Source organism: Neobacillus mesonae, assembly GCF_023715155.1.
GTDB classification, from domain to species: Bacteria; Bacillota; Bacilli; order Bacillales; family Cytobacillaceae; genus Neobacillus; species Neobacillus mesonae_A.
In genome coordinates, this window is record NZ_JAMBNQ010000054.1 from 1 (window position 1) to 19,823 (window position 19,823).

General features: G+C 38.5%; 20 protein-coding genes and 1 pseudogene. 12 read left to right on the forward strand and 9 right to left on the reverse strand.

All coding sequences use genetic code 11. The features are described 5' to 3' along the window. Window positions 1-154: 154 nt before the first annotated feature. Window positions 155-1,093, reverse strand: coding sequence for a 1,4-dihydroxy-2-naphthoate polyprenyltransferase (locus M3183_RS24620; RefSeq protein ID WP_251474225.1), 939 nt, complete (start codon window positions 1,091-1,093; stop codon window positions 155-157). Between the two features lie 376 nt (window positions 1,094-1,469). Here M3183_RS24620 and M3183_RS24625 point away from each other — a divergent pair, with 376 nt between their 5' ends. The 6 genes from M3183_RS24625 to menC all read left to right on the forward strand — a co-directional run bounded on the left by M3183_RS24625 (window position 1,470) and on the right by menC (window position 8,993). Further along, window positions 1,470-2,870 (forward strand): isochorismate synthase, encoded by a 1,401-nt coding sequence (locus M3183_RS24625; protein WP_251474161.1) that lies wholly within the window; start codon window positions 1,470-1,472, stop codon window positions 2,868-2,870. A 1-nt stretch (window position 2,871) separates the two neighbouring features. After that, a complete protein-coding gene (gene menD, locus M3183_RS24630; RefSeq protein WP_251474163.1) occupies window positions 2,872-4,620 on the forward strand; it encodes a 2-succinyl-5-enolpyruvyl-6-hydroxy-3-cyclohexene-1-carboxylic-acid synthase in 1,749 nt (582 codons plus the stop codon). Continuing rightward, the gene (menH, locus tag M3183_RS24635) at window positions 4,620-5,426 is read left to right on the forward strand and encodes a 2-succinyl-6-hydroxy-2,4-cyclohexadiene-1-carboxylate synthase (RefSeq protein WP_251474166.1); all 807 of its coding nucleotides are present in this window, start codon (window positions 4,620-4,622) and stop codon (window positions 5,424-5,426) included. The genes menD and menH overlap by 1 nt, the downstream gene beginning before the upstream one ends. Before the next feature lie 21 nt (window positions 5,427-5,447). After that, the gene (gene menB, locus M3183_RS24640; protein ID WP_251474168.1) at window positions 5,448-6,266 is read left to right on the forward strand and encodes a 1,4-dihydroxy-2-naphthoyl-CoA synthase; all 819 of its coding nucleotides are present in this window, start codon (window positions 5,448-5,450) and stop codon (window positions 6,264-6,266) included. A 127-nt stretch (window positions 6,267-6,393) separates the two neighbouring features. Next, the gene (locus tag M3183_RS24645; protein WP_251474170.1) at window positions 6,394-7,890 is read left to right on the forward strand and encodes an o-succinylbenzoate--CoA ligase; all 1,497 of its coding nucleotides are present in this window, start codon (window positions 6,394-6,396) and stop codon (window positions 7,888-7,890) included. After that, window positions 7,887-8,993 (forward strand): o-succinylbenzoate synthase, encoded by a 1,107-nt coding sequence (gene menC, locus M3183_RS24650; RefSeq protein WP_251474172.1) that lies wholly within the window; start codon window positions 7,887-7,889, stop codon window positions 8,991-8,993. The genes M3183_RS24645 and menC overlap by 4 nt, the downstream gene beginning before the upstream one ends. Before the next feature lie 50 nt (window positions 8,994-9,043). Here menC and M3183_RS24655 read toward each other — a convergent pair whose 3' ends face one another. Both M3183_RS24655 and M3183_RS24660 read right to left on the reverse strand, forming a co-directional pair. Then, window positions 9,044-9,202, reverse strand: a complete 159-nt coding sequence (locus M3183_RS24655) for a DUF1540 domain-containing protein (RefSeq protein ID WP_251474174.1) — start codon at window positions 9,200-9,202, stop codon at window positions 9,044-9,046. A 121-nt stretch (window positions 9,203-9,323) separates the two neighbouring features. Next, on the reverse strand, window positions 9,324-10,262 hold the full coding sequence (locus M3183_RS24660) for a metal ABC transporter substrate-binding protein (protein WP_251474175.1): 939 nt from the start codon (window positions 10,260-10,262) through the stop codon (window positions 9,324-9,326). 206 nt (window positions 10,263-10,468) lie between these two features. Between M3183_RS24660 and M3183_RS24665 the strand changes: the two genes are divergently transcribed. Next, entirely contained in the window at window positions 10,469-11,044 is a 576-nt protein-coding gene (locus M3183_RS24665) for a beta-class carbonic anhydrase (RefSeq protein WP_251474178.1), read from the forward strand. On the opposite strand, the gene yidD is transcribed toward M3183_RS24665, so the two are convergent. From yidD to M3183_RS24680, 3 genes are all read right to left on the reverse strand, one after another. Further along, a complete protein-coding gene (yidD, locus tag M3183_RS24670; protein WP_251474181.1) occupies window positions 11,038-11,277 on the reverse strand; it encodes a membrane protein insertion efficiency factor YidD in 240 nt (79 codons plus the stop codon). The genes M3183_RS24665 and yidD overlap by 7 nt on opposite strands. Window positions 11,278-11,361: 84 nt before the next feature. After that, on the reverse strand, window positions 11,362-11,526 hold the full coding sequence (gene ytzI, locus M3183_RS24675) for a YtzI protein (RefSeq protein ID WP_251474185.1): 165 nt from the start codon (window positions 11,524-11,526) through the stop codon (window positions 11,362-11,364). Between the two features lie 95 nt (window positions 11,527-11,621). Continuing rightward, window positions 11,622-11,879, reverse strand: coding sequence for a DUF6154 family protein (locus tag M3183_RS24680; RefSeq protein ID WP_251474188.1), 258 nt, complete (start codon window positions 11,877-11,879; stop codon window positions 11,622-11,624). Window positions 11,880-12,085: 206 nt separating this feature from the next. Here M3183_RS24680 and M3183_RS24685 point away from each other — a divergent pair, with 206 nt between their 5' ends. Then, entirely contained in the window at window positions 12,086-12,409 is a 324-nt protein-coding gene (locus M3183_RS24685; RefSeq protein WP_251474192.1) for a hydrolase, read from the forward strand. Window positions 12,410-12,744: 335 nt separating this feature from the next. Further along, complete coding sequence (gene ytkD / locus M3183_RS24690) at window positions 12,745-13,221, forward strand: RNA deprotection pyrophosphohydrolase (RefSeq protein WP_251474201.1); 477 nt, start codon at window positions 12,745-12,747, stop codon at window positions 13,219-13,221. A 21-nt stretch (window positions 13,222-13,242) separates the two neighbouring features. Here the strand turns inward: ytkD and M3183_RS24695 are convergent, their stop codons facing one another. From M3183_RS24695 to M3183_RS24705, 3 genes and pseudogenes are all read right to left on the reverse strand, one after another. Then, complete coding sequence (locus M3183_RS24695; RefSeq protein WP_251474204.1) at window positions 13,243-14,043, reverse strand: ABC transporter permease; 801 nt, start codon at window positions 14,041-14,043, stop codon at window positions 13,243-13,245. Then, the gene (locus M3183_RS24700; RefSeq protein ID WP_251474206.1) at window positions 14,030-14,809 is read right to left on the reverse strand and encodes an ABC transporter ATP-binding protein; all 780 of its coding nucleotides are present in this window, start codon (window positions 14,807-14,809) and stop codon (window positions 14,030-14,032) included. The genes M3183_RS24695 and M3183_RS24700 overlap by 14 nt, the downstream gene beginning before the upstream one ends. 20 nt (window positions 14,810-14,829) lie before the next feature. Further along, a pseudogene (locus M3183_RS24705) lies at window positions 14,830-15,297 on the reverse strand (ABC transporter substrate-binding protein); the annotation flags it as partial. 204 nt (window positions 15,298-15,501) lie between these two features. Between M3183_RS24705 and M3183_RS24710 the strand changes: the two are divergent. The 3 genes from M3183_RS24710 (at window position 15,502) to M3183_RS24720 (ending at window position 19,526) form a co-directional block, all read left to right on the forward strand. Next, a complete protein-coding gene (locus M3183_RS24710) occupies window positions 15,502-15,921 on the forward strand; it encodes a universal stress protein (protein WP_251474216.1) in 420 nt (139 codons plus the stop codon). A gap of 718 nt (window positions 15,922-16,639) precedes the next feature. Beyond that, window positions 16,640-18,118: a SulP family inorganic anion transporter gene (locus tag M3183_RS24715; RefSeq protein WP_251474219.1), complete on the forward strand. Its 1,479-nt coding sequence runs from the start codon at window positions 16,640-16,642 to the stop codon at window positions 18,116-18,118. A 604-nt stretch (window positions 18,119-18,722) separates the two neighbouring features. Next, entirely contained in the window at window positions 18,723-19,526 is an 804-nt protein-coding gene (locus M3183_RS24720; protein WP_251474221.1) for an SIR2 family protein, read from the forward strand. The last annotated feature ends 297 nt before the right edge of the window (window positions 19,527-19,823 follow it).

The following is a 19,823-nucleotide window of genomic DNA, read 5'->3' on the forward strand; positions in this document are numbered from 1 at the left end:
CAAAAATGGCATAAAAATTGACCCCTGAGGGGTCTGATTGAGGATAAAACAAGCAAGAAAATGCTTAAAAATGGAAAACGGCACCCGAATGGGGATATTCGGAATGCCTTTTGTCTACAATCTGAAAGCTTCTGCTTGGCAGAAGCTTTTTTCATTAAGAAAAGAAATGACCAACAAAAATTCCAACGGCAAACAATAGTCCAAAGATTGTATTTGTTTGAGCAGTGGCCTTCATGGCCGGTGCCATTTGGATTGGCAGGCTGCCTTTTTTAAAGACTTGGATGGCCTTGATTGGTTTAACTGTACTTAATATAACAATAGCTGTCCAAATAGGTGAAATGCCGGTGACAATCAAACCAATTACCCATAGATAGGAAAGGATAAACATGATTGCCAGTAAAGTGACGGCTTTCTTTTTACCTAATAAAACTGCAACTGTTTTACGGCCATTTTCTTTATCTCCTTCAAGGTCACGAATATTATTTGATAAATTAATCGCACTAACTAAAATAAAAATGGGAATCGAGAAAAGGATACTTCCTGCAGTAACTGTCCCAGTTTGAATAAAGAAGGCAATTAAGATAATAAACATTCCCATAAATAGACCAGAGAAAAATTCACCAAATGGAGTATAAGAAATTGGCAGCGGACCTCCGGTATATAAGTATCCAACAGCCATACAAATAAGACCGACTAATGCTAAATACCAGCTAGAGTTTATACAAATGTAAACACCTAATAAAAGTGCGATTCCGTAAAAGCTTAGGGCGAGCTGCATAACCGTTTTCGGCTTTACCCCATCACGGACAATCGTACCTCCAATCCCCACTGAATGTTCCGAATCTAGTCCCCGTTTAAAATCGTAGTACTCATTAAACATATTGGTTGCAGCTTGGATTAACAAACTGGCTATTAACATGGCAAAGAAAAGACCAAAATGTATTTTTCCTTCCTTAAGCGCAAGTGCTGTACCAAGCACCACGGGAACAAATCCTGCTGTTAATGTATGGGGACGAATCATTTGCCACCAAACTTGAAAGCCTTTATTGGCTTTAATTCCGGGTTTGGAACCTTGATGTAAATTTGGCTGCATCAATTATTCTCCTCCCTTTATATTGATTTTTATTTATATCTCAATTATATGTTGTCCACAGATTAGTTTATGGAATTAACCTGATAGTGTCAATGTAATTTTACTATCAAAACTAGAAGATAATGTCTTATTGTTTATAAAATGATAATTGGTGAGAAAATGAATAGTAGGAAAAGTGCCGTTTTTAACCTTTTATTTGAAATTTGACATATAATAAGGAATGAATCAGGTTTAGTAGTGACAAGTCTTGTTGACTTCTTTACAATTGAAGTTGTATTGTTTTTAAGGCTTACAAAATGAATGGATAACAGTCATAGAAGCGGGAGCCTTAGGCTGCTTGCACTGGACAATGTTCGGCTGTTTTGGAGGGATTTGTTTGTTTACCATTCAGGAAATGGAAATAAAAGAACGGGGATTATCTGCTGTCCGTAAAGCAAAGCAGCTTAACCGCCCTATTCTGATTAGTGAAGTGTATAAATTGGATTCCATTAATCCTTTATTATTTTTTTCTTCAGGAAAGGAACGCTTTTTAGGGGAAAGGTTTTTCTGGAAGGATCCTAAGGATGAAACAATTCTTGTTGGACTTGGAATTTCAAAACAAATTCAGTCGGATCAGGCTACTGACCGCTTTTTTCGTGTTGGAGAAGAGTGGGAATACTGTCTAAAGGATGCTCTGATCTATAACTCTTACTCGGAAAAGGGAGTTGGCCCGGTTATATTTGGCGGTTTTTCCTTTGATCCTTTTAAGGAAAAAACAGATCTTTGGTCCAAGTACCCGGATTCGTTATTTTATCTGCCAAAATATATGCTTAGTATTATCAAGAATGACGCCTACTTAACAACGAATGTCGTTTGCTTGCCGCAGGATGATCAAACATTATTTGAAAAAATTTCTGATGAGCGGAATGAACTTTTAGGATCTCTTTATCCTAGCAGTGAAAATGAATCGGCTTTGCTGACTGAAACAATGGAAGTGGAACCGAAAAAGTGGAAACAGTCCGTTGATGAAGTGGCTGAAGAATTAAAAGAGGGCACATTAAAAAAGGTCGTACTTGCCCGTGAATTAAGGCTTACTTTTAATAAACCATTAGAAGCCGAAAAGATTCTTGAGAATTTAAACGAGCAGCAGCACGAAAGTTTTATCTTCGCCTTTGAATCAAATGGTGATTGTTTTCTAGGGGCCACCCCAGAAAGACTGGTGAAAAAGCAAGGGGATGAAATCTTTTCTACCTGTCTAGCGGGATCCATCTCCCGTGGTCAAACACCTGAAGAAGATGTCCGCTTAGGTGAGGCATTATTACATGACCTAAAAAATCTAAAGGAGCATCAATATGTGGTGGAGATGATTAAAGAAGCGTTAGAGGAATCATGTGAAAAAGTCATTCTTCCTGATACTCCGCAGCTAATGAAAATGAGAGATATTCAGCATTTGTATACACCGGTTATCGGAAAGGCACAAAAAGATACTTCATTACTGCATTTTGTAGAAAAGCTCCATCCCACTCCAGCTCTTGGAGGGCTGCCTCAAAAGGATGCGGTTGAAAAGATTAGGCAGGTTGAGGAACTGGACCGCGGATTTTATGCTGCTCCTCTTGGCTGGCTTGATTATCGCGGAAACGGGGAATTTGCTGTTTCCATTCGCTCAGGTCTAATCCAAGGGAATGAAGCATCATTATTTGCGGGATGCGGCGTTGTAGCGGATTCCGATTCGGAAAGTGAATATTTGGAGACTGGTTTGAAATTCAGACCAATGCTCAGAGCGCTTGGGGGAGAATAATATGGGTCATCAAGAATCTTTAACCATCTATCTTGCTGCATTTGTGGCAGAATTAGTTCATTCAGGAATTACTGATGTGGTAGTCAGCCCTGGGTCGAGGTCAACACCTATGGCCATGGTGATGGCAGAACATCCGGATTTGAATATTCATATTCATGTTGATGAACGTTCAGCCGCTTTTTTTGCTTTAGGAATTGCTAAAGCGACAAACCGGCCTGCGGCTATACTATGTACATCAGGAACAGCAGCGGCTAATTACTTTCCAGCTATTGTCGAGGCACATTATGCACGGGTGCCTCTTGTGGTGCTGACAGCTGACAGGCCTCACGAATTAAGGGAGGTCGGCGCACCGCAGGCAATTGACCAAATTCATCTATATGGGCATCATGTTAAATGGTTCGCAGAAATGGCCCTGCCTGAAAAGTCTGATGAAATGATTCGATATGCAAGGACCATTTGTTCACGTGCCACAGCCATTGCAGCTAAGGCACCGGCGGGCCCGGTTCACTTGAATTTTCCATTTAGAGAACCTCTTATACCGAATCTTGATGAAAATCTGTTTCATATTCCTGAACGTCCAGAAGGGTATGTGAAGGTACATACCGGGAAAATGGCCATTGAAGATGATGATTTCAAGCAGATGGCTGAAAGGATGAAAGGAAAAGAGCGGGGAGTTATTATATGCGGTAATATTGCGGATGAGCAATTTGCAGTGTCCGTTACTCAATTAGCAGAAAAGCTAAACTATCCAATTCTGGCTGATCCGTTATCACAACTAAGAAGCGGAAAACATGAATTTGAACATATTATTGATACATATGATACCTTTTTGAGGAATGAAGATGCGAAGTTCTTTCTTAAACCTGACGTCATTATACGATTTGGGGCGATGCCGGTTTCGAAAGCCTTAACTTTTTTCATTAAGGAAAATCCAAATGCAGTTCAGTTTGTGGTGGATAGCGGCGCTGGCTGGAGGGACCCGGCTGTTTTATCGACGGATATGATTTTCTGTCAGGAAACGATTTTCTGTGACAAGTTATTATCATATTTAAAGGTCAGTCATTCCACGGAGTATATGCACAATTGGCAGCAAGTGAATGCACTGACGAAGGAAAATATGACAAAGGTACGTGACTTGGATGAATTAAGTGAGGGGAAACTGTTTTATCAATTGACTAATCTTCTTCCTGATGGAGCCGCTCTTTTTGTTGGAAACAGTATGCCAATTCGCGATTTGGACAGTTTTTTCCTCAATAATCGAAAAAATATTAAAGTAATGGCTAACCGTGGTGCCAATGGTATTGATGGCACAGTTTCCACCGCATTAGGTGCTGCCCTTTATTCACAGCCTTTATATCTGGTTCTTGGGGATGTCACCTTTTTTCATGATTTGAATGGTTTATTTGCAGCAAAGAAGTTTAACATTGATATCCATATTATTTTAGTTAACAATAATGGCGGCGGAATTTTCTCTTTCCTTCCACAGTCAGAACACCCGAAACATTTCGAACTTCTTTTTGGTACACCATTGGATCTAGAGTTTGAACATGCGGTCAGGATGTTTAACGGACGATTTACGAAAATAACTGATTGGGACCATTTTAGTATGGAAATGGAAAAATCGTTTGATTCTAAAGGCATAAATGTCTATGAAATTGTTACAAATAGAGACAGGAATCGTGACGAACATCGTGGTTTTTGGAAATCTGTTTCCCGGGAAATATCGAGTTTTGTCAAAGGTGAACAGTAATGAAAATCGTTGCAAATGGGATTCAGTATCATGTTGAAGTTTGCGGCAGCGGATTTCCGCTGGTTCTGTTACATGGATTTACTGGAGACTCCTCTACCTGGACTCCATTTTGTGAAACATTGGGCAGACATTCAAAGCTTTTGATGCCGGATATAATTGGGCATGGACGTACTGAATTACCTGATGACCGAAATCGTTATTCAATAGAAGCAGCTGCACAGGACATCCATTCTATCCTTGAGCAGCTGGGCATTCACCAAATCGATATGCTCGGTTATTCAATGGGGGGAAGGCTTGCTCTAACCTTTGCGAATCTTTTTCCAGAACGTGTTAGAAGACTTATCTTAGAAAGTTCTTCGCCTGGATTGGCAACAGAAGAGGAAAGAGAGCAGCGCCGGATGAAAGATGCTGACCTTGCTAATTTTATTTTTGAAAAGGGAATCAAGTCATTCGTGGATTATTGGGAGAAAATTCCCTTATTTGAATCAATGAAGAAAATTCCCTTAACCAACAGGGAAAACGTGAGAAAGCAAAGGCTTGCCAATTCTCCATCAGGTCTAAGAAATAGTCTGCTTGGAATGGGGACCGGGGCGCAGCCTTCATGGTGGGACGACCTGGAAAAGCTGGAATGTAAAGTGCTATTATTAACGGGTGAAAAAGATTTAAAGTTTTGCGGAATTGCTAAGAAAATGCTGAGAAATCTAAAACATGGAACTTGGACAACCGTAGAGAATGTCGGCCACGCAATTCATGTGGAAGATAGAGAAAAATTTGGTACAATAGTAAGTGACTTTTTGTCACAGTAGATTATAAGGAGGTTGTTTCATTTGGCAGTAGAATGGATTCCAGGCCGTAAATATGATGAAATTATTTACGAAACGTATAATGGAATAGCAAAGATTACCATTAACCGTCCACATGTACATAATGCTTTTACACCGAAGACCGTTATGGAATTAATTGATGCTTTTGCAATGGCACGTGATGACTCTAATGTCGGTGTTATTATTTTAACAGGTGCCGGAGATAAGGCATTCTGTTCTGGCGGTGACCAAAGTGTCCGCGGCCATGGCGGTTATGTTGGCGAGGATCATATCCCGCGTCTAAACGTTCTTGATTTGCAGCATTTAATTCGAATTATTCCAAAACCGGTTGTGGCAATGGTTAAAGGTTATGCAATCGGCGGAGGTCATGTGCTGCATGTTGTTTGTGATTTAACGATTGCAGCTGATAACGCTGTCTTTGGCCAAACAGGTCCAAAGGTTGGAAGCTTTGATGCTGGTTATGGTTCAGGCTATCTTGCACGCATTATTGGTCATAAGAAAGCCCGTGAAATTTGGTACTTATGCCGACAATACAATGCACAGGAAGCACTTGATATGGGCTTAGTCAATACTGTTGTACCGCTTGAGCAGGTGGAAGAGGAAACAATTAAGTGGTGTGAAGAAATGCTTGAAAAGAGCCCAACTGCCCTTCGTTTCTTAAAAGCAGCAATGAATGCTGATACGGATGGCTTAGCCGGCCTGCAGCAATTAGCAGGGGATGCAACATTGCTTTACTATACAACAGATGAAGCAAAAGAAGGCCGAGATGCTTTCAAAGAAAAGCGGAAACCAAACTTTGGCCAGTTCCCGCGTTTCCCTTAATGAAAATGGTTAAAAGCAGCTTGATGGATTCCATCAGGCTGTTTTTCGTAAGAAAAGCGCTGAAGTTTGGCAAATTTCAAAATCCAAACTTTAATATTTTTACTGTTAAGAAAAAGAAGGTGAAAAGATGCAGAATACGATGCCTAACTTTTTAAAGAAGAGGGCTTTTTTAACTCCTGACCGGACTGCTGTTTATTTTCAAGAACAGACAGTAACCTTTCGTGAACTTTACAGACGTTCGGTTAGAGCAGCGGGTCAGCTGCATAAGCAGGGGATTGAAAACGGGCAATTTGCGGCTGTTTTATTAAAAAACAATTTAGAAACGGCAGTGATTTTATTTGCCCTTCAGCTGTTGGGTGCTAAAATAGTGATTTTAAATAACCGCTTAACCCCCGCTGAATTATTATGGCAGCTCAAAGATTCGAAGACTTCCTCACTCATTCTTGAGGATTCTTTTTCACATTTAGAGGAATTATTTGCTGGGCAGCTGACATCTTTAAATATGATGACAAAAACAAAATTATTTGCCGTCGAACCAGCCGCCCCGGAACTTCAGGACGAAATCAGCCTCGATGAAATCTGTACGATTATGTACACATCAGGTACCACCGGGAATCCAAAAGGTGTTATGCAAACTTATGGGAACCATTGGGCAAGTGCAATTGGCTCCGCCTTAAATTTGGGACTGACAGATCAAGATTGCTGGTTGTGTTCGGTTCCCTTGTTTCATATAAGCGGTTTCTCCATTTTAATGAAAAGCGTCATTTATGGAATGCCTTTTGTCCTTCATGAAAAATTTGACGAAGAAAAAACCATTCAGGACATCGAAGAAAAGCGAGTAACCATAATGTCGGTTGTGTCCGCATCCCTGACAAGAATTGTGGATACATTGAAGGAAAGAAGACTGCCGAAGGGGTTTCGATGCATGCTTTTAGGGGGAGGTCCAGCTCCGCTTCCATTACTGCAGGCATGTGTCGAAAAGCAAATTCCTGTTTTTCAATCATATGGAATGACGGAAACATCCTCCCAAATTGTGACGCTTTCACCTGAATATAGCTTGAATAAACTTGGATCAGCCGGGAAACCGTTATTCCCTTCGGAATTGCAAATCATACAGCCTGATGGAGGCACTGCACAGCCGGGGGAAGCTGGAGAGATTATTGTAAAAGGTCCAAACGTTACGAGTGGCTATTTATATCGTCCAGATGCAACAGCGGAAAAAATCCAAAATGGCTGGCTGTACACGGGGGATATCGGTTATTTAGATAACGATGGATTTCTGTTTGTACTTGATAGGCGCTCTGATCTAATTATTTCAGGGGGAGAAAATATTTATCCGGCTGAAGTGGAGTCAGTATTATTGTCCCATCCTGATATTTTAGAGGCAGGAGTGATTGGTGTTGTAGATGAGAAATGGGGCCAGGTCCCGGCAGCGTTTATTGTCACGCGGACTGGCGGAGTGATCCCGGCTGATGAGCTGCAGCAATTTTGTACGAAACAATTGGCTAAATATAAAATCCCTAAGGCATTTTATGTAACAGATCAGCTGCCAAGAAATGCAGCAAAGAAATTATTGCGTAGAACATTAAAAGAATGGCTGAAAGAAGGAAGGTTTTCTCAATGAACATAGCTGCGATTGAGCTGTTTGTGATTGAAATGCCTTTAAAATCGCCATTTATTTCTCATTTAGGTACGGTTCAAAACCGCGAAGGAATCATCATAAAAATAATAGATAAAGATGGAACTTCAGGATACGGAGAAGGGGTTGCCTTTTCCACCCCATGGTATACAGAAGAAACTGTGAAAACAAGTTTACATATCATGATGGATATCTTAATTCCATTATTGCAGCAAAATCCAATTGATCACCCTGAACAGGCAGCACAATTATTCCAGTTCGTCCGCAGGAATCATATGGCGAAAGCAGGTCTTGAAACAGCTCTTTGGGATTTATATGCCAAAAAGAAAGGACAGCCGCTTTCAAAAATAATAGGGGGAACGCGGAAAAAAATAGCTTCTGGAGTTGTGGTTGCCGTTGATTCTCTTGCAAAAGCGTTAAAACAAATTGAAAGCTATCTAGAAGAAGGATACCAGCGGATTAAAGTTAAAATAAATCCACAGCAGGACTATGATTTTTTATCAGAAATTAGGAAACGTTACCCTAACCTGCCCATTATGGCTGACGCCAATTCCGCCTATACGCTGAATGATATTGAGAAGCTGAAAGCATTGGATGAACTGGATTTAATGATGATAGAGCAGCCGCTGGGGGTTGATGACATTATCGAGCACGCCAAATTACAGAAGGAAATTCAGACGCCGATTTGTTTGGATGAGAGTATCGTGACTTTTGAAGATGCAAGAAAAGCGGTGGAATTGGGCAGCTGTAAGGTGATTAATATTAAGGCAGGGAGAGTAGGCGGGCTGGTTGAATCAAAGAGAATTCATGATTATTGCTATGAACATGGTGTTCCCGTTTGGTGCGGGGGAATGATTGAATTTGGCATATCAAGAGCTCAAAATATTGCCCTTGCCTCACTTCCAGGATTCACAATCCCGGGCGATATTTCTGCCTCAAGCCGATTTTGGGACGAGGATATTATCATGCCTGCAGTGAATGTCGAAAATGGTTATGTATCTGTACCTGAAGCCCCAGGGATAGGATATTCCATTAACGAAAAAAGACTTAAAGAAACAACAACTTTTAAGAAGATCATAAAATTTTAAAAAGAACCAGACATTCTAATTATGCCTGGTTCTTTCTTTATAGTTTCGCTTTATAGATCTGTCGGTTCAAATGTTTTACAGTCAGTTTCTTTCATCGAATCAGCGGTTTTTCCTGTATGACTGACAACATAAATACTTTCAGCACTGCATTTATTTCCATTTGCCCAAAATGTGCAGTTGTTGACCTCACAAAGTACATCTTTTGCCATTTTGTATCACTCCTTAAAATATCTGTAATACAGTAATAGCATGATAAAAAAGGGAGAAAAACAACCGAGTAATTAACAGGGATAAAAAGCAGATGAATGGCTTAAGACCCAAATATTGCAATTAATCATTTAATGCCGTTTTTATTGTTTGTAAATTTTTCTCCATTAACGAAAAATAGGTTTCGTTATCATTAATATTGTCCTGTGTCAGTACGGCCAAATTATGAATTGGGAGAGCACTTGCGCCAATTTCCTGCTGAACTATTTTGCCAAGTTTTGATTGGGTATTTTGTTCAAATAAAATATATTTTAATCCTTCCTGATCAGCTAAAGAAATAATTTTTTCCAATGCTTTTTGAGTGGGTTCATTTGTGGTTGAAAGCCCGGAAATACTGATTTGCTTAAGACCGTATCGATTTTCCCAGTAACCGAATGCTGCATGGGTTACAATGATACGTTTATTTTTTGCACTTGAGATGGTTGTTTCAAATTGATGGTTTAAATCATCTAATTGCCCGGCAAGCTTTTGATAATTTTGATTAAAATAATCTTTCTGCTTCGGCATTTTCTTCACTAACTGATCTCGAATGACACCTGCCATCTCCTTGGAGTATACAGGATCAAGCCAAACATGTGGATTAATATCTCCACCATGTTGCTCTCCATCTTCATCCCCGCTTTCTCCCGCTCCATTATCTGCCGGGAGCTTAAGTTTTTCTGCTGCAGGAACTAAGGTGACATGTTCATTTTTTAAAGTGTCCTTTGCTTTTTCAACAAAACCTTCTAAACCAAGCCCTATATAGAAAAATAAGTCCGAATCGGCAAGTCTCATCATATCCTTTTGCGATGGTTCAAAAGTATGTTCATCAGAGCCGGGAGGATAAATGGTATCAACATGAACATATTTGCCGCCAATTTGCTCAGAAAAATATTGGAGAGGGTAAACAGTGGTGAAAATTTGCAGTTTACCGTCTTTTTTCGGTTTTTGTTCATTTGTACATGCTGATAAGATCAATGTAAATGGTAAAATAACAGAAAGGAAATAAATTAGTTTTTTCATAAAGACCCCTTTGGATATAAATCGTATTTATTACGATTTAAAATCGAAAAAAATATTTTTTCAAAATTACTTAAAGTTTAAACGTAATGATTCCGATTAACATTTGTATCTTACAAGAAAAATAAAGAAAATGCAAGTGTAAAAATGTGTTTAATCAGAGTAATTTTATTGTATGCTAAATAGAGATGAGGGAGGTAGAGGCGGCGATGGAAAGTGGAACCATTTTACATGAGATAATGACATTTAACGAAACATTTGTGAAAAATCGGGAATATGAGAAATATGAAACAACGAAATATCCAAATAAAAAGATGGTCATCCTTACCTGCATGGACACACGTCTGCTGGAACTGCTGCCAAAGGCATTAAATTTGGGAAATGGAGATGCTAAACTTGTTAAAAATGCAGGGGCAATTGTATCTCATCCTTTTGGCAGTATTATGCGCAGTATTTTAATTGCGGTATATGAATTGCAGGCGCAGGAGGTACTGGTGATCGCCCACTATGATTGCGGAATGAGCGGTTTAAAGGCAGAACCAGTTCTTGAACATATGAAAGAACAAGGGATTACGGATGAAACGTTAAACACGTTAGCTTTTTCAGGGATTGATATCAAGGGGTGGCTTCATGGCTTTGACAGTGTCACAGACAGTGTCAAGCACAGCGTGGATATCATTAAGCAACACCCTTTAATGCCAAAGGGGGTTCCTGTTCATGGGCTGGTTATTGATCCTAAAACAGGAAGGCTGGACCTGATTGTTGACGGGTATCAAAATCAATGATGATGCCGGTCTTCCCATTTTTCCGGCACCGGGTCTAATCCTCCCGGATGAAGCGGGTGGCATTTAAGAATTCTTCTAATAGCCAGGTATCCTCCTTTTAAGGCGCCGAAACGTTTGACTGCTTCCAGACCATATTGGGAACAAGTTGGATAAAAACGGCAGGAAGGCGGTTTTAGAGGCGAAATTGCCACTTGATAAAAACGGATAAGAGAAATAAAAAGTTGTTTCAACATCCTGGTTTCTCCTTTAGTAGAATACATTCAAGATAGCACAGTTTGAATTGAAATGTAAAAAACTCGCCTCGGCGAGTTTTTTATCTATTGGGCTTCCTTTTCATCCTTAGCCTGGTTGAATGGAGCATTTGCTTCACCAGGATCCGGGTCAATCGTATGCTTAAATGAATAGGCTTTTGATGTTGTTATAACAGCTAATAACATAACGACAAATATGATAATAATGGACACTATTAATACAATCGTCAATTCCCATCCCCCCTTAATACCAATATTGTATCATGTTTTTCAAAAATAAAAAGGAAACCGATCATTCAGTTTCCTTCATTAGAGATATGTAAAAATTAATGAATATTCCTTGGATAGTAGGTATGTGTGCGCTGCTGCCCGTATTGTTCTTGAGCAAATTTCCCTTTCAAACTTTCGATCAAATAAAGGCCCATTAAATCATAGAGCTCCTGCTTATCCATTTCATGAATTAAATCCATAAGATCCTCATACGACATTTCCTCTAAGAAAGCAAATGTCAGCATATCAATGTCTTCCTCATCACCTGTAAGTTTGTTTCGATACATTTCATATAATTCATCAATTATTTTCACTGCCAAACACCTCCTATTTTTTATACCTACTTATTCCCTTAAAAAAGGAACTTCATCCATTACAACCTCATTTTCAATTTACTGAAAAATCTGTCTTTTAGTTTGTGTTTTATTATATCGCATTCCATCATAAAAAATGAATCGAAATTTGACAGAGAATAAATTTTTTCTTTTTGTGGATTACTAAAGTTAAAAGGGGTGGTAATATGGAAAGTCAAAAAAAGACCTATTATATTGATGTAGGCACTGGTCATATTTCACAAAGTGCAACAGCTGCTACCTGGAGCTTTAAAATTGAGGCAACTGATGCCGAGATTACACAGCTTCGGGCTTTAATGAATCAAAATTACTCGACAGAATGGAGAAATTTTTTTAGGGCCCATGTTCCAGTCGTTCAATACCATGATGATACAGACAATCATGTATATGATAGCACACTTCAGCAAATATATGGGATGATTTATCAATTGGGAGACAAAGAGGCCAAGGACCATATTGAAAGCATGAATATTTTACCTCAACAGCAATAATGTGAAGCTTTAATCATTGAGGGTTTTCCTCCATCACTGATTATTAGTATAGTTCTACTGTTTCTAATATCAAGACTGACGCCTCGATTAAGAAATAGTACGACCAGATTGGTTCAACTTAGCCGCCAAAAATCATGGTGGCAAGTTTCATTTTTCTTACAAATTGAGCATTTCGGCAGTTGCTCCACCAGCTTATGATAGTCTATGGTAAACATAGTTGCAGGCGGCCTTCTTTACCGCTAAAACGGTAAAACGTATTGGAAAATCCAAATTCGAGGATTTTCCTTTTTTTCGTTATACTAACAATAGTGACAATAAACATAGGTGGTATAAATATGATTCAGTTTTTTGATAATCACAATAATAGGGTTGAATTAGCTTTTGCCAAGAATGCCTTTCCCGAAGAACCGCTGCATGTGCTGGTCATTTGCAAATATGAGGGCAGCTGGCTGTTAACTAAACATAAAAAAAGAGGAATGGAATTTCCAGGCGGCAAAAGAGAACGAGGAGAAACGTTGGAAGAGGCAGCAAGAAGGGAAGCATATGAAGAAACCGGAGCCGTCTTTGGTCAGTTAACCCAAATCGCAGAATACAAAGTTTTCGAAGAAAAGAACCCATTTGTAAAAGCGGTATTTTGGGGAAAGGTAAAATTTTTAGAGAAATCCAATCATTATTTTGAAACCAATGGCCCTGTTTTAGTTGATGAAAATCTGCTCAAGCAGCGTTTTGGACAAGACTATAGCTTTATTATGAAAGACCAAGTGGTCGAGGAATGTATTAAATATATTCTTCAAGATAATCAAAAAGAATAGCAGAAAGCATACTGCAATCCACTATTCTTTGATAAGTTTTTTCTCTAATAGATCGACAAGCTGGTACATGATAGTGGCAAAAACGGCAATCACGAGCAAAGATAAGAAAACGAGGGTGAAGTTGAACACTTGGAAACCGTAAATAATCATATAGCCTAATCCTTTGGAAGATACTAGAAACTCACCAACAATAACACCCACCCAGGAAAGCCCGACATTTACTTTCAAGGTTGAGATGATGGTTGGAAAGCTTGCAGGCAGGATGGCTTCTTTAAAGCATTGCAGCCTGGTTGCCCCAAATGTTTGCAGTACCTTTAAATAGTTGGGATCAACTTCTCTAAAAGACGAATAGACGACAATAGTGGTGATAATTACGGAAATAATCGCACCCATTGCAATAATGGAAGGATAACCTGGTCCCATGGCGACAATCAGCACCGGTCCCAATGCTACTTTAGGCATAGCATTCAGAATAACAAGATAGGGATCAAGTATCTTTGAAATCATTGGAGACCACCAGAGGATGGCTGCCAGCAATGTTCCCAGCAGTGTTCCAAGTATAAAGCCAAATACGGTTTCAGTTAATGTAACGCCTAAATTGCTTAATAGTGATCCATCCTGTATTTTTGCCAAAAATAACTCCCAGATTTTTGATGGTGAACTAAATATCAGCGGGTCAATCCACTGCTTTTGACTGAGAAGCTCCCAGCAGCCGAAAAAGAGGATAAAGATAATTGCCTGATAAAGAAGCACCCATCTTTTTTCAATCTGCAATGATTTTAAATACCTCTTATGGAGGAGTTCCACTTTATTGGTTTGCATGTTCAAGAGACTCCAACTCCTTCCATATGGCTTGAAATATAGTGGAATAGGATTCATGGTTCCTTGCTTCAAAGGGGGACAGCACCCGTAATTCATCAGGAATGTCAAAGATCTTATGAATCGTGCCGGGCCGGGTAGATAATAAAAATACACGGTCGCTCATTGAAATGGCTTCCCCAATATCGTGGGTGACAAGGATAGCTGTTTTCCTGAATTCCTTCAATGTTTTGGATACTAAATCTTCAAGTTTTAATTTTGTTTGATAATCCAGTGCGGAAAATGGTTCATCCAGCATCAAAAGCTTCGGTTCGGTCGCAAGGGTCCTGACCAAAGCAACACGCTGCCGCATTCCGCCTGATAATTGTTTCGGCAGCTGCTTTACCACACTGTCGTTTAACCCCATTTGTTTCAGAAGATTCAGGGCATTTGTTTTGGTCTTTGGATTTAGCAAATCTGATAATTTTAAGCCGATAAGAATATTTTCTTCGATTGTTTTCCACGGAAACAAGTAATCCTGCTGCAGCATATAGCCGATTTGATTTTTTGAAGTGGAAATGGGTTTATCTTCTAATAAAACAGTACCCTCCGTTGGCTTTAACAAGCTGGAGATAATTGATAATAAAGTCGTCTTTCCACAGCCGCTTGGGCCGAGAAGGGAAATAAATTCTCCCTCCTCAACCGTGAATGATATATTGGAGAGGGCCGTGGTGGCGGAGGATTTGGTAAAATACGTATGGTGTATATCTTGAACTTTTAAGAAACTCATTGGTACGGCCTCCCTTTCCATTATTTTTTAATGACTTTTTCAGCTGTATCCGTATTGACAAGAGTTTTATAGTCAACTTTTTTTGGCAGCTCGCCAGCTTCATTCATAATATTTTGCAGGTTATTCCATTCCTCTTCGTCCAGAATAGGATCAGTGGCAAAGCTTCCTTGGCTCTTATAGCGGTCGACAACGGTAGTCATAATATCTATATCTGTATCTGGAAAGTATGGTTCAACAGCTTTGGCAATTTCTTCTGCGCTATGGTCCTGAACCCATTGCTGTGCCTTATATACGGCTTTCGTAAATTTTTCAATGGTATCTTTGTTTTCTTTCATATAACTTTCTTTTGCCATAAAGGTTGTATATGGAACATGGCCGGACTCTTTTCCGAATGAAGCGACAATATAGCCTTTACCTTCTTTTTCAAAAATGCTTGCAGTTGGTTCAAATAATTGAACGAATTCCCCTGTACCGGATGCAAAGGCATTATGAAATAAAATACACCGTGTTAGCTATCGAATAACACTAGCGATTATCCTATTTGTAACAGGAAACGTTATAAAAGTTGTTAAAATAATTTCAAAACATGAAGAAAAATATTTTATAATTCATGGCAAAGGATTAAACGAGGATCGTACAGAATAACTTAATAACTGATAAAAGCGGGTACGAATAAGGGAGGGGTAAGAAGAATGTATAAAAAAGTTGCCTTAGCCACAGATGGCTCTGAACACTCAAAAAGAGCAGCAGAAAATGCGATAAAAGTCGCAAAATGCACGCCTAATTCAAAAATTGAAGTCTTATATGTTGTGGATCCGGATAAAGTCAAATCCGATGTCCTTAGCAATTGGAATTCTGCAGATATTGAAGATAAACGGAAAAAACGATTGAAGGATGTTGAAAGAATAGCTCAACAATCTGGAGTTTCATATGAAATTAAGATTCTGCATGGTGAGCCAGGTTCAGTCATTGTGGATTATGTAAATAAAAATCATTTTGAAATCGTTATCATCGGAAGCAGGGGGCTTAACACACTTCAAGAATTTGTATTAGGAAGTGTGAGTCATAAAGTAGCGAAACGGGCAAATTGTCCAGTATTGATAGTGAAATAAACATAGTATAAAAAATTGCTCTTTGAAGATTATCCACCTTACCCTTTCTCGGTCAAATAACCTGCGGTCCTTAAAATTATAGACGGTTAAGGCTGCAGGTTATTTGTTTGCAGGAGCTGACCACTAAAGAAAGCCGCTAAGCTTATCATCGCGGGAACAAGCTGTGCTTTTTTCAAATGCGTATTACACTAATCTCGTTTGGTCCACTCTAATTCCCAAAATCCCCCGAAAATAATTCCTAAAGCCGGACTATTTATTTTTGTTAAAAGAAAGAGGAAAACAATGATTAACAAAAAGTTTGTCTTTCACCTTTCTAATATAAATCCAGCTATAAACGAAAAGGGAATCCTTCATGGCCATTAACTTAGAACAGTTGCTGCTAATTGTGGGGATAAATGGTTCTGTCCGAAAATGGACAAAAGTTGAACTGTGATTCCAGTATTAACGAGTGCAGAAATACCCGTGCAAATGGCTTATTGGGATAATACTACAAAAACTGTTCCTGTATGTTCCAAGAGAATTTCCATGAAAAGTAGAGATTGTAACGGGAATTAAAGAAAAATGGAGTATAAAAAAGGATATATTTGTTGTGTCCGCTTTCATGCAGTTTCACAAATTTGTCACATTCGATTATACTTTGTTTTGTTAACAACGGTCCCGGCTTTCATGAGAGTTGAAAGTCAAAAGAAAAAAAACAAAATAAGGAGAGGTGCTGTGTTTGAATTTAAATACAATTAAATATTCGTGGTTTGGAAACGTCAAGGGAGATATTCTTTCAGGAATAGTGGTTGCAATGGCTTTAATTCCTGAAGCAATTGCCTTCTCTATTATTGCAGGCGTGGATCCAATGGTGGGATTATATGCATCCTTTTGTATCGCAGTAACGATCGCTTTTGTTGGTGGAAGACCAGGCATGATTTCCGCTGCAACTGGGTCAACTGCATTGTTAATGGTAACACTTGTAAAAGATCATGGCTTACAATACCTGCTTGCGGCAACCATATTAACTGGTGTCATCCAAATTATTATGGGAGCTTTAAAATTAGGACGTTTAATGAAATTTGTTCCACGCTCTGTTATGACCGGTTTCGTTAATGCACTTGCCATTTTAATTTTTTTGGCTCAATTAGTTCAGTTTAAAGGTGCAACATGGCAAATGTATGCAATGGTAGCTGGGGCATTAGCAATTATTTATATCCTTCCTCGATTTACGAAAGCTGTGCCGTCACCATTAGTAGCCATTATTGTTATTACAGCCATTTCAATATTTACGGGCAGTGATGTACGTACTGTTGGTGATATGGGTGAATTGACATCAAAATTACCAGTATTTTTAATTCCTGATATTCCATTAAACTTAGAGACGTTACAAATAATCTTTCCGTATTCCTTATCGATTGCGGTTGTAGGATTAGTAGAAACCCTGCTAACTGCTTCAATTGTGGATGATATGACCGATACTGATAGTGATAAAAACAAAGAAGCTCGTGGTCAAGGAATTGCAAACATCGTATCTGGTTTGTTCGGCGGTATGGCTGGATGTGCCATGATTGGACAATCTGTCATTAATGTTAAGTCTGGCGGCAGGGGCCGCCTATCCACATTTGTTGCGGGAGCCTTTTTATTAACGCTCATCATGCTGCTTAAAGGATTTTTAGTGCAAATTCCAATGGCTGCCCTTGTAGGAGTTATGTTTATGGTTTCAATTGGTACATTTGATTGGTCCATCTTTAAAACCTTAAACAAGGTACCTGTTACAGATACGATTGTTATGATTATAACAGTCATTACAGTGGTGAAAACGGATAACCTGTCAATGGGAGTTTTAGTTGGAGTCATTTTAAGTGCTATTTTCTTTGCATCAAAGATTTCAAAAGTAAAGATAACCAGTCTTTCTGCAAAAGGTTCTCAAAAGAAGGTTTATCATGTTTCTGGTCAACTTTTCTTTGCTTCTGTAACAGACTTTGTCAATAGTTTTGATTATAAAGAAGACGTCAATGAAGTGGATCTTGATTTATCAAATGCTCACCTTTGGGATGACTCTGCTGTTGGTGCTATTGATAAAGTTGTTATAAAATATCACCAGAATGGAGTCAAAGTAAACTTAATAGGATTAAATACTGACAGTAATAAACTTATTGATAAACTTGCTGTTCATAACAAACCAGGTGGACTTGAAAAAGCAGCCGGCCATTAATTCATCGTAAAACACGCTGATCATCCAGCGTGTTTTTTGCTGCAGAAAAACGATGTTTTGTGCAGCTTTTCAGTTTCCTGCTGTGAACCAATTTAATAGGAACGTGATCAGAAGTTTCCTAATATATAAAACAGGAGGCGTTAACTATATTATCCAATCCCACCAATGCAATAGCAGCAAACGAACTTGAGAGGTTGGAAAATATCCGGAATAATCCATATTTCTAAAGGATACATATTAAAAGAGAAAATACCGAAAATGAGGAAATTCTTTGCATCTGGAAGAAATCTTTTTAAAACGGTGCTAATCAAAATGTCAATCATTGTGGATGGGAGGTATGTTGCACAGAAAAGACAGGTGTATCAGTCTATTCTTTATGGACAAACTCCAAATGATTCTTTAATACAAACAATTGATCATTATCTATACGTTTTATAGAAGCAGGTTTTTTCTGACTTTTAGGTATTATTCTGAATATGGCTAAGGAAAATTCCTTGGCATTATTGAATGATACTTGGATATTGGATCTTGGAATTATCTAACTTCTTCAAGGGATTGAAATTCCAAATCATGTGGAACATAAAAGGAATGGAGTGGAATCGCTATGAAAGAGTTAGCTCAATTAATTAAAGATAAAAAAGTGATACTTTTTGTAGGTTCTGGTGTCTCAAAAAACCTTGGACTTCCCACATTCTCCGAATTAATTGATGAAATGGCAGAGAAACTTGGGTTTGATTCCGAATTATTTACAGAATGGGGGAATAATGACTTTTTAATTTTAGCTGAATATTACTTTCTACAAAAAGGCTCATTAGGAGCGCTAAGAAGCTGGATGGACCGTAAGTGGCATACTCCCAATATTGAAATAGGAAAATCGGAAATTTATAGGCTTATTGTTGAGCTTGATTTCCCATTAATCTATACGACTAATTTTGATCGGTGGTTAGAATATGCCTATGATTTTTATCAAAAGGAGTATTTAAAGGTTGCAAATGTAGGAGACATTCCAAGAATTGAAAAAGACAAGACTCAAATCATAAAATTCCATGGAGATTTTGATGACGACTCTTCCATTATTTTGACAGAATCAAGTTACTTTAACAGACTTGATTTTGAGACTTCATTAGATATTAAACTGCGTGCAGATTCATTACAAAAATCAATCCTTTTTATTGGCTATAGTTTATCCGATATAAATATTAGATATATGTTATATAAATTGCATAATCAATGGAAAATATCAAAGTATGAGAATTTACGTCCAAAATCCTTTATTTTTTTAGTAGAGCCAAATCCGATTAAAGAAAGGATTTTAAGGGAAAGAGGAATTGTCCCTATTATTTATCAAAGCGATGACCCAGGTACAGCACTTAATACATTCCTAAGTGATTTAAAACAACTTGCATAGCAGCCTGTTTTATGTGACAGAATAATATAGGTGGAAACCGCCCCAGTACTGGGCATCCGATTCCTAAGGACAGGTAAGATTGGTACCTTATCATTTACAAAAATTAAATAAGGCTCTTTTCTAAAAGATTGTTGCTTTTTGCTCCCTTTTTAAGATTCGTTCAAAAAATAGAGGTAGAAATTCCCGTTATTTAGGAAATTGGATGTTAATTAGCTGAAATAGACGGAGGAATTTCCCTTATTTGATTTTAAACTGCTAAAATCGGGTGCTTTTCATTGAATAACGGAAAAAACTCCG

Excerpts from the sequence above, each read along its gene's own strand:
- M3183_RS24620 (WP_251474225.1), bottom strand. The coding sequence starts at position 1,093 with ATGCAGCCAAATTTACATCAAGGTTCCAAACCCGGAATTAAAGCCAAT.
- menD (WP_251474163.1), top strand. The coding sequence starts at position 2,872 with ATGGGTCATCAAGAATCTTTAACCATCTATCTTGCTGCATTTGTGGCA.
- menH (WP_251474166.1), top strand. The coding sequence starts at position 4,620 with ATGAAAATCGTTGCAAATGGGATTCAGTATCATGTTGAAGTTTGCGGC.
- M3183_RS24645 (WP_251474170.1), top strand. The coding sequence starts at position 6,394 with ATGCAGAATACGATGCCTAACTTTTTAAAGAAGAGGGCTTTTTTAACT.
- menC (WP_251474172.1), top strand. The coding sequence starts at position 7,887 with ATGAACATAGCTGCGATTGAGCTGTTTGTGATTGAAATGCCTTTAAAA.
- M3183_RS24655 (WP_251474174.1), bottom strand. The coding sequence starts at position 9,202 with ATGGCAAAAGATGTACTTTGTGAGGTCAACAACTGCACATTTTGGGCA.
- M3183_RS24660 (WP_251474175.1), bottom strand. The coding sequence starts at position 10,262 with ATGAAAAAACTAATTTATTTCCTTTCTGTTATTTTACCATTTACATTG.
- M3183_RS24665 (WP_251474178.1), top strand. The coding sequence starts at position 10,469 with ATGGAAAGTGGAACCATTTTACATGAGATAATGACATTTAACGAAACA.
- yidD (WP_251474181.1), bottom strand. The coding sequence starts at position 11,277 with ATGTTGAAACAACTTTTTATTTCTCTTATCCGTTTTTATCAAGTGGCA.
- M3183_RS24685 (WP_251474192.1), top strand. The coding sequence starts at position 12,086 with ATGGAAAGTCAAAAAAAGACCTATTATATTGATGTAGGCACTGGTCAT.
- ytkD (WP_251474201.1), top strand. The coding sequence starts at position 12,745 with ATGATTCAGTTTTTTGATAATCACAATAATAGGGTTGAATTAGCTTTT.
- M3183_RS24695 (WP_251474204.1), bottom strand. The coding sequence starts at position 14,043 with ATGCAAACCAATAAAGTGGAACTCCTCCATAAGAGGTATTTAAAATCA.
- M3183_RS24700 (WP_251474206.1), bottom strand. The coding sequence starts at position 14,809 with ATGAGTTTCTTAAAAGTTCAAGATATACACCATACGTATTTTACCAAA.
- M3183_RS24710 (WP_251474216.1), top strand. The coding sequence starts at position 15,502 with ATGTATAAAAAAGTTGCCTTAGCCACAGATGGCTCTGAACACTCAAAA.
- M3183_RS24720 (WP_251474221.1), top strand. The coding sequence starts at position 18,723 with ATGAAAGAGTTAGCTCAATTAATTAAAGATAAAAAAGTGATACTTTTT.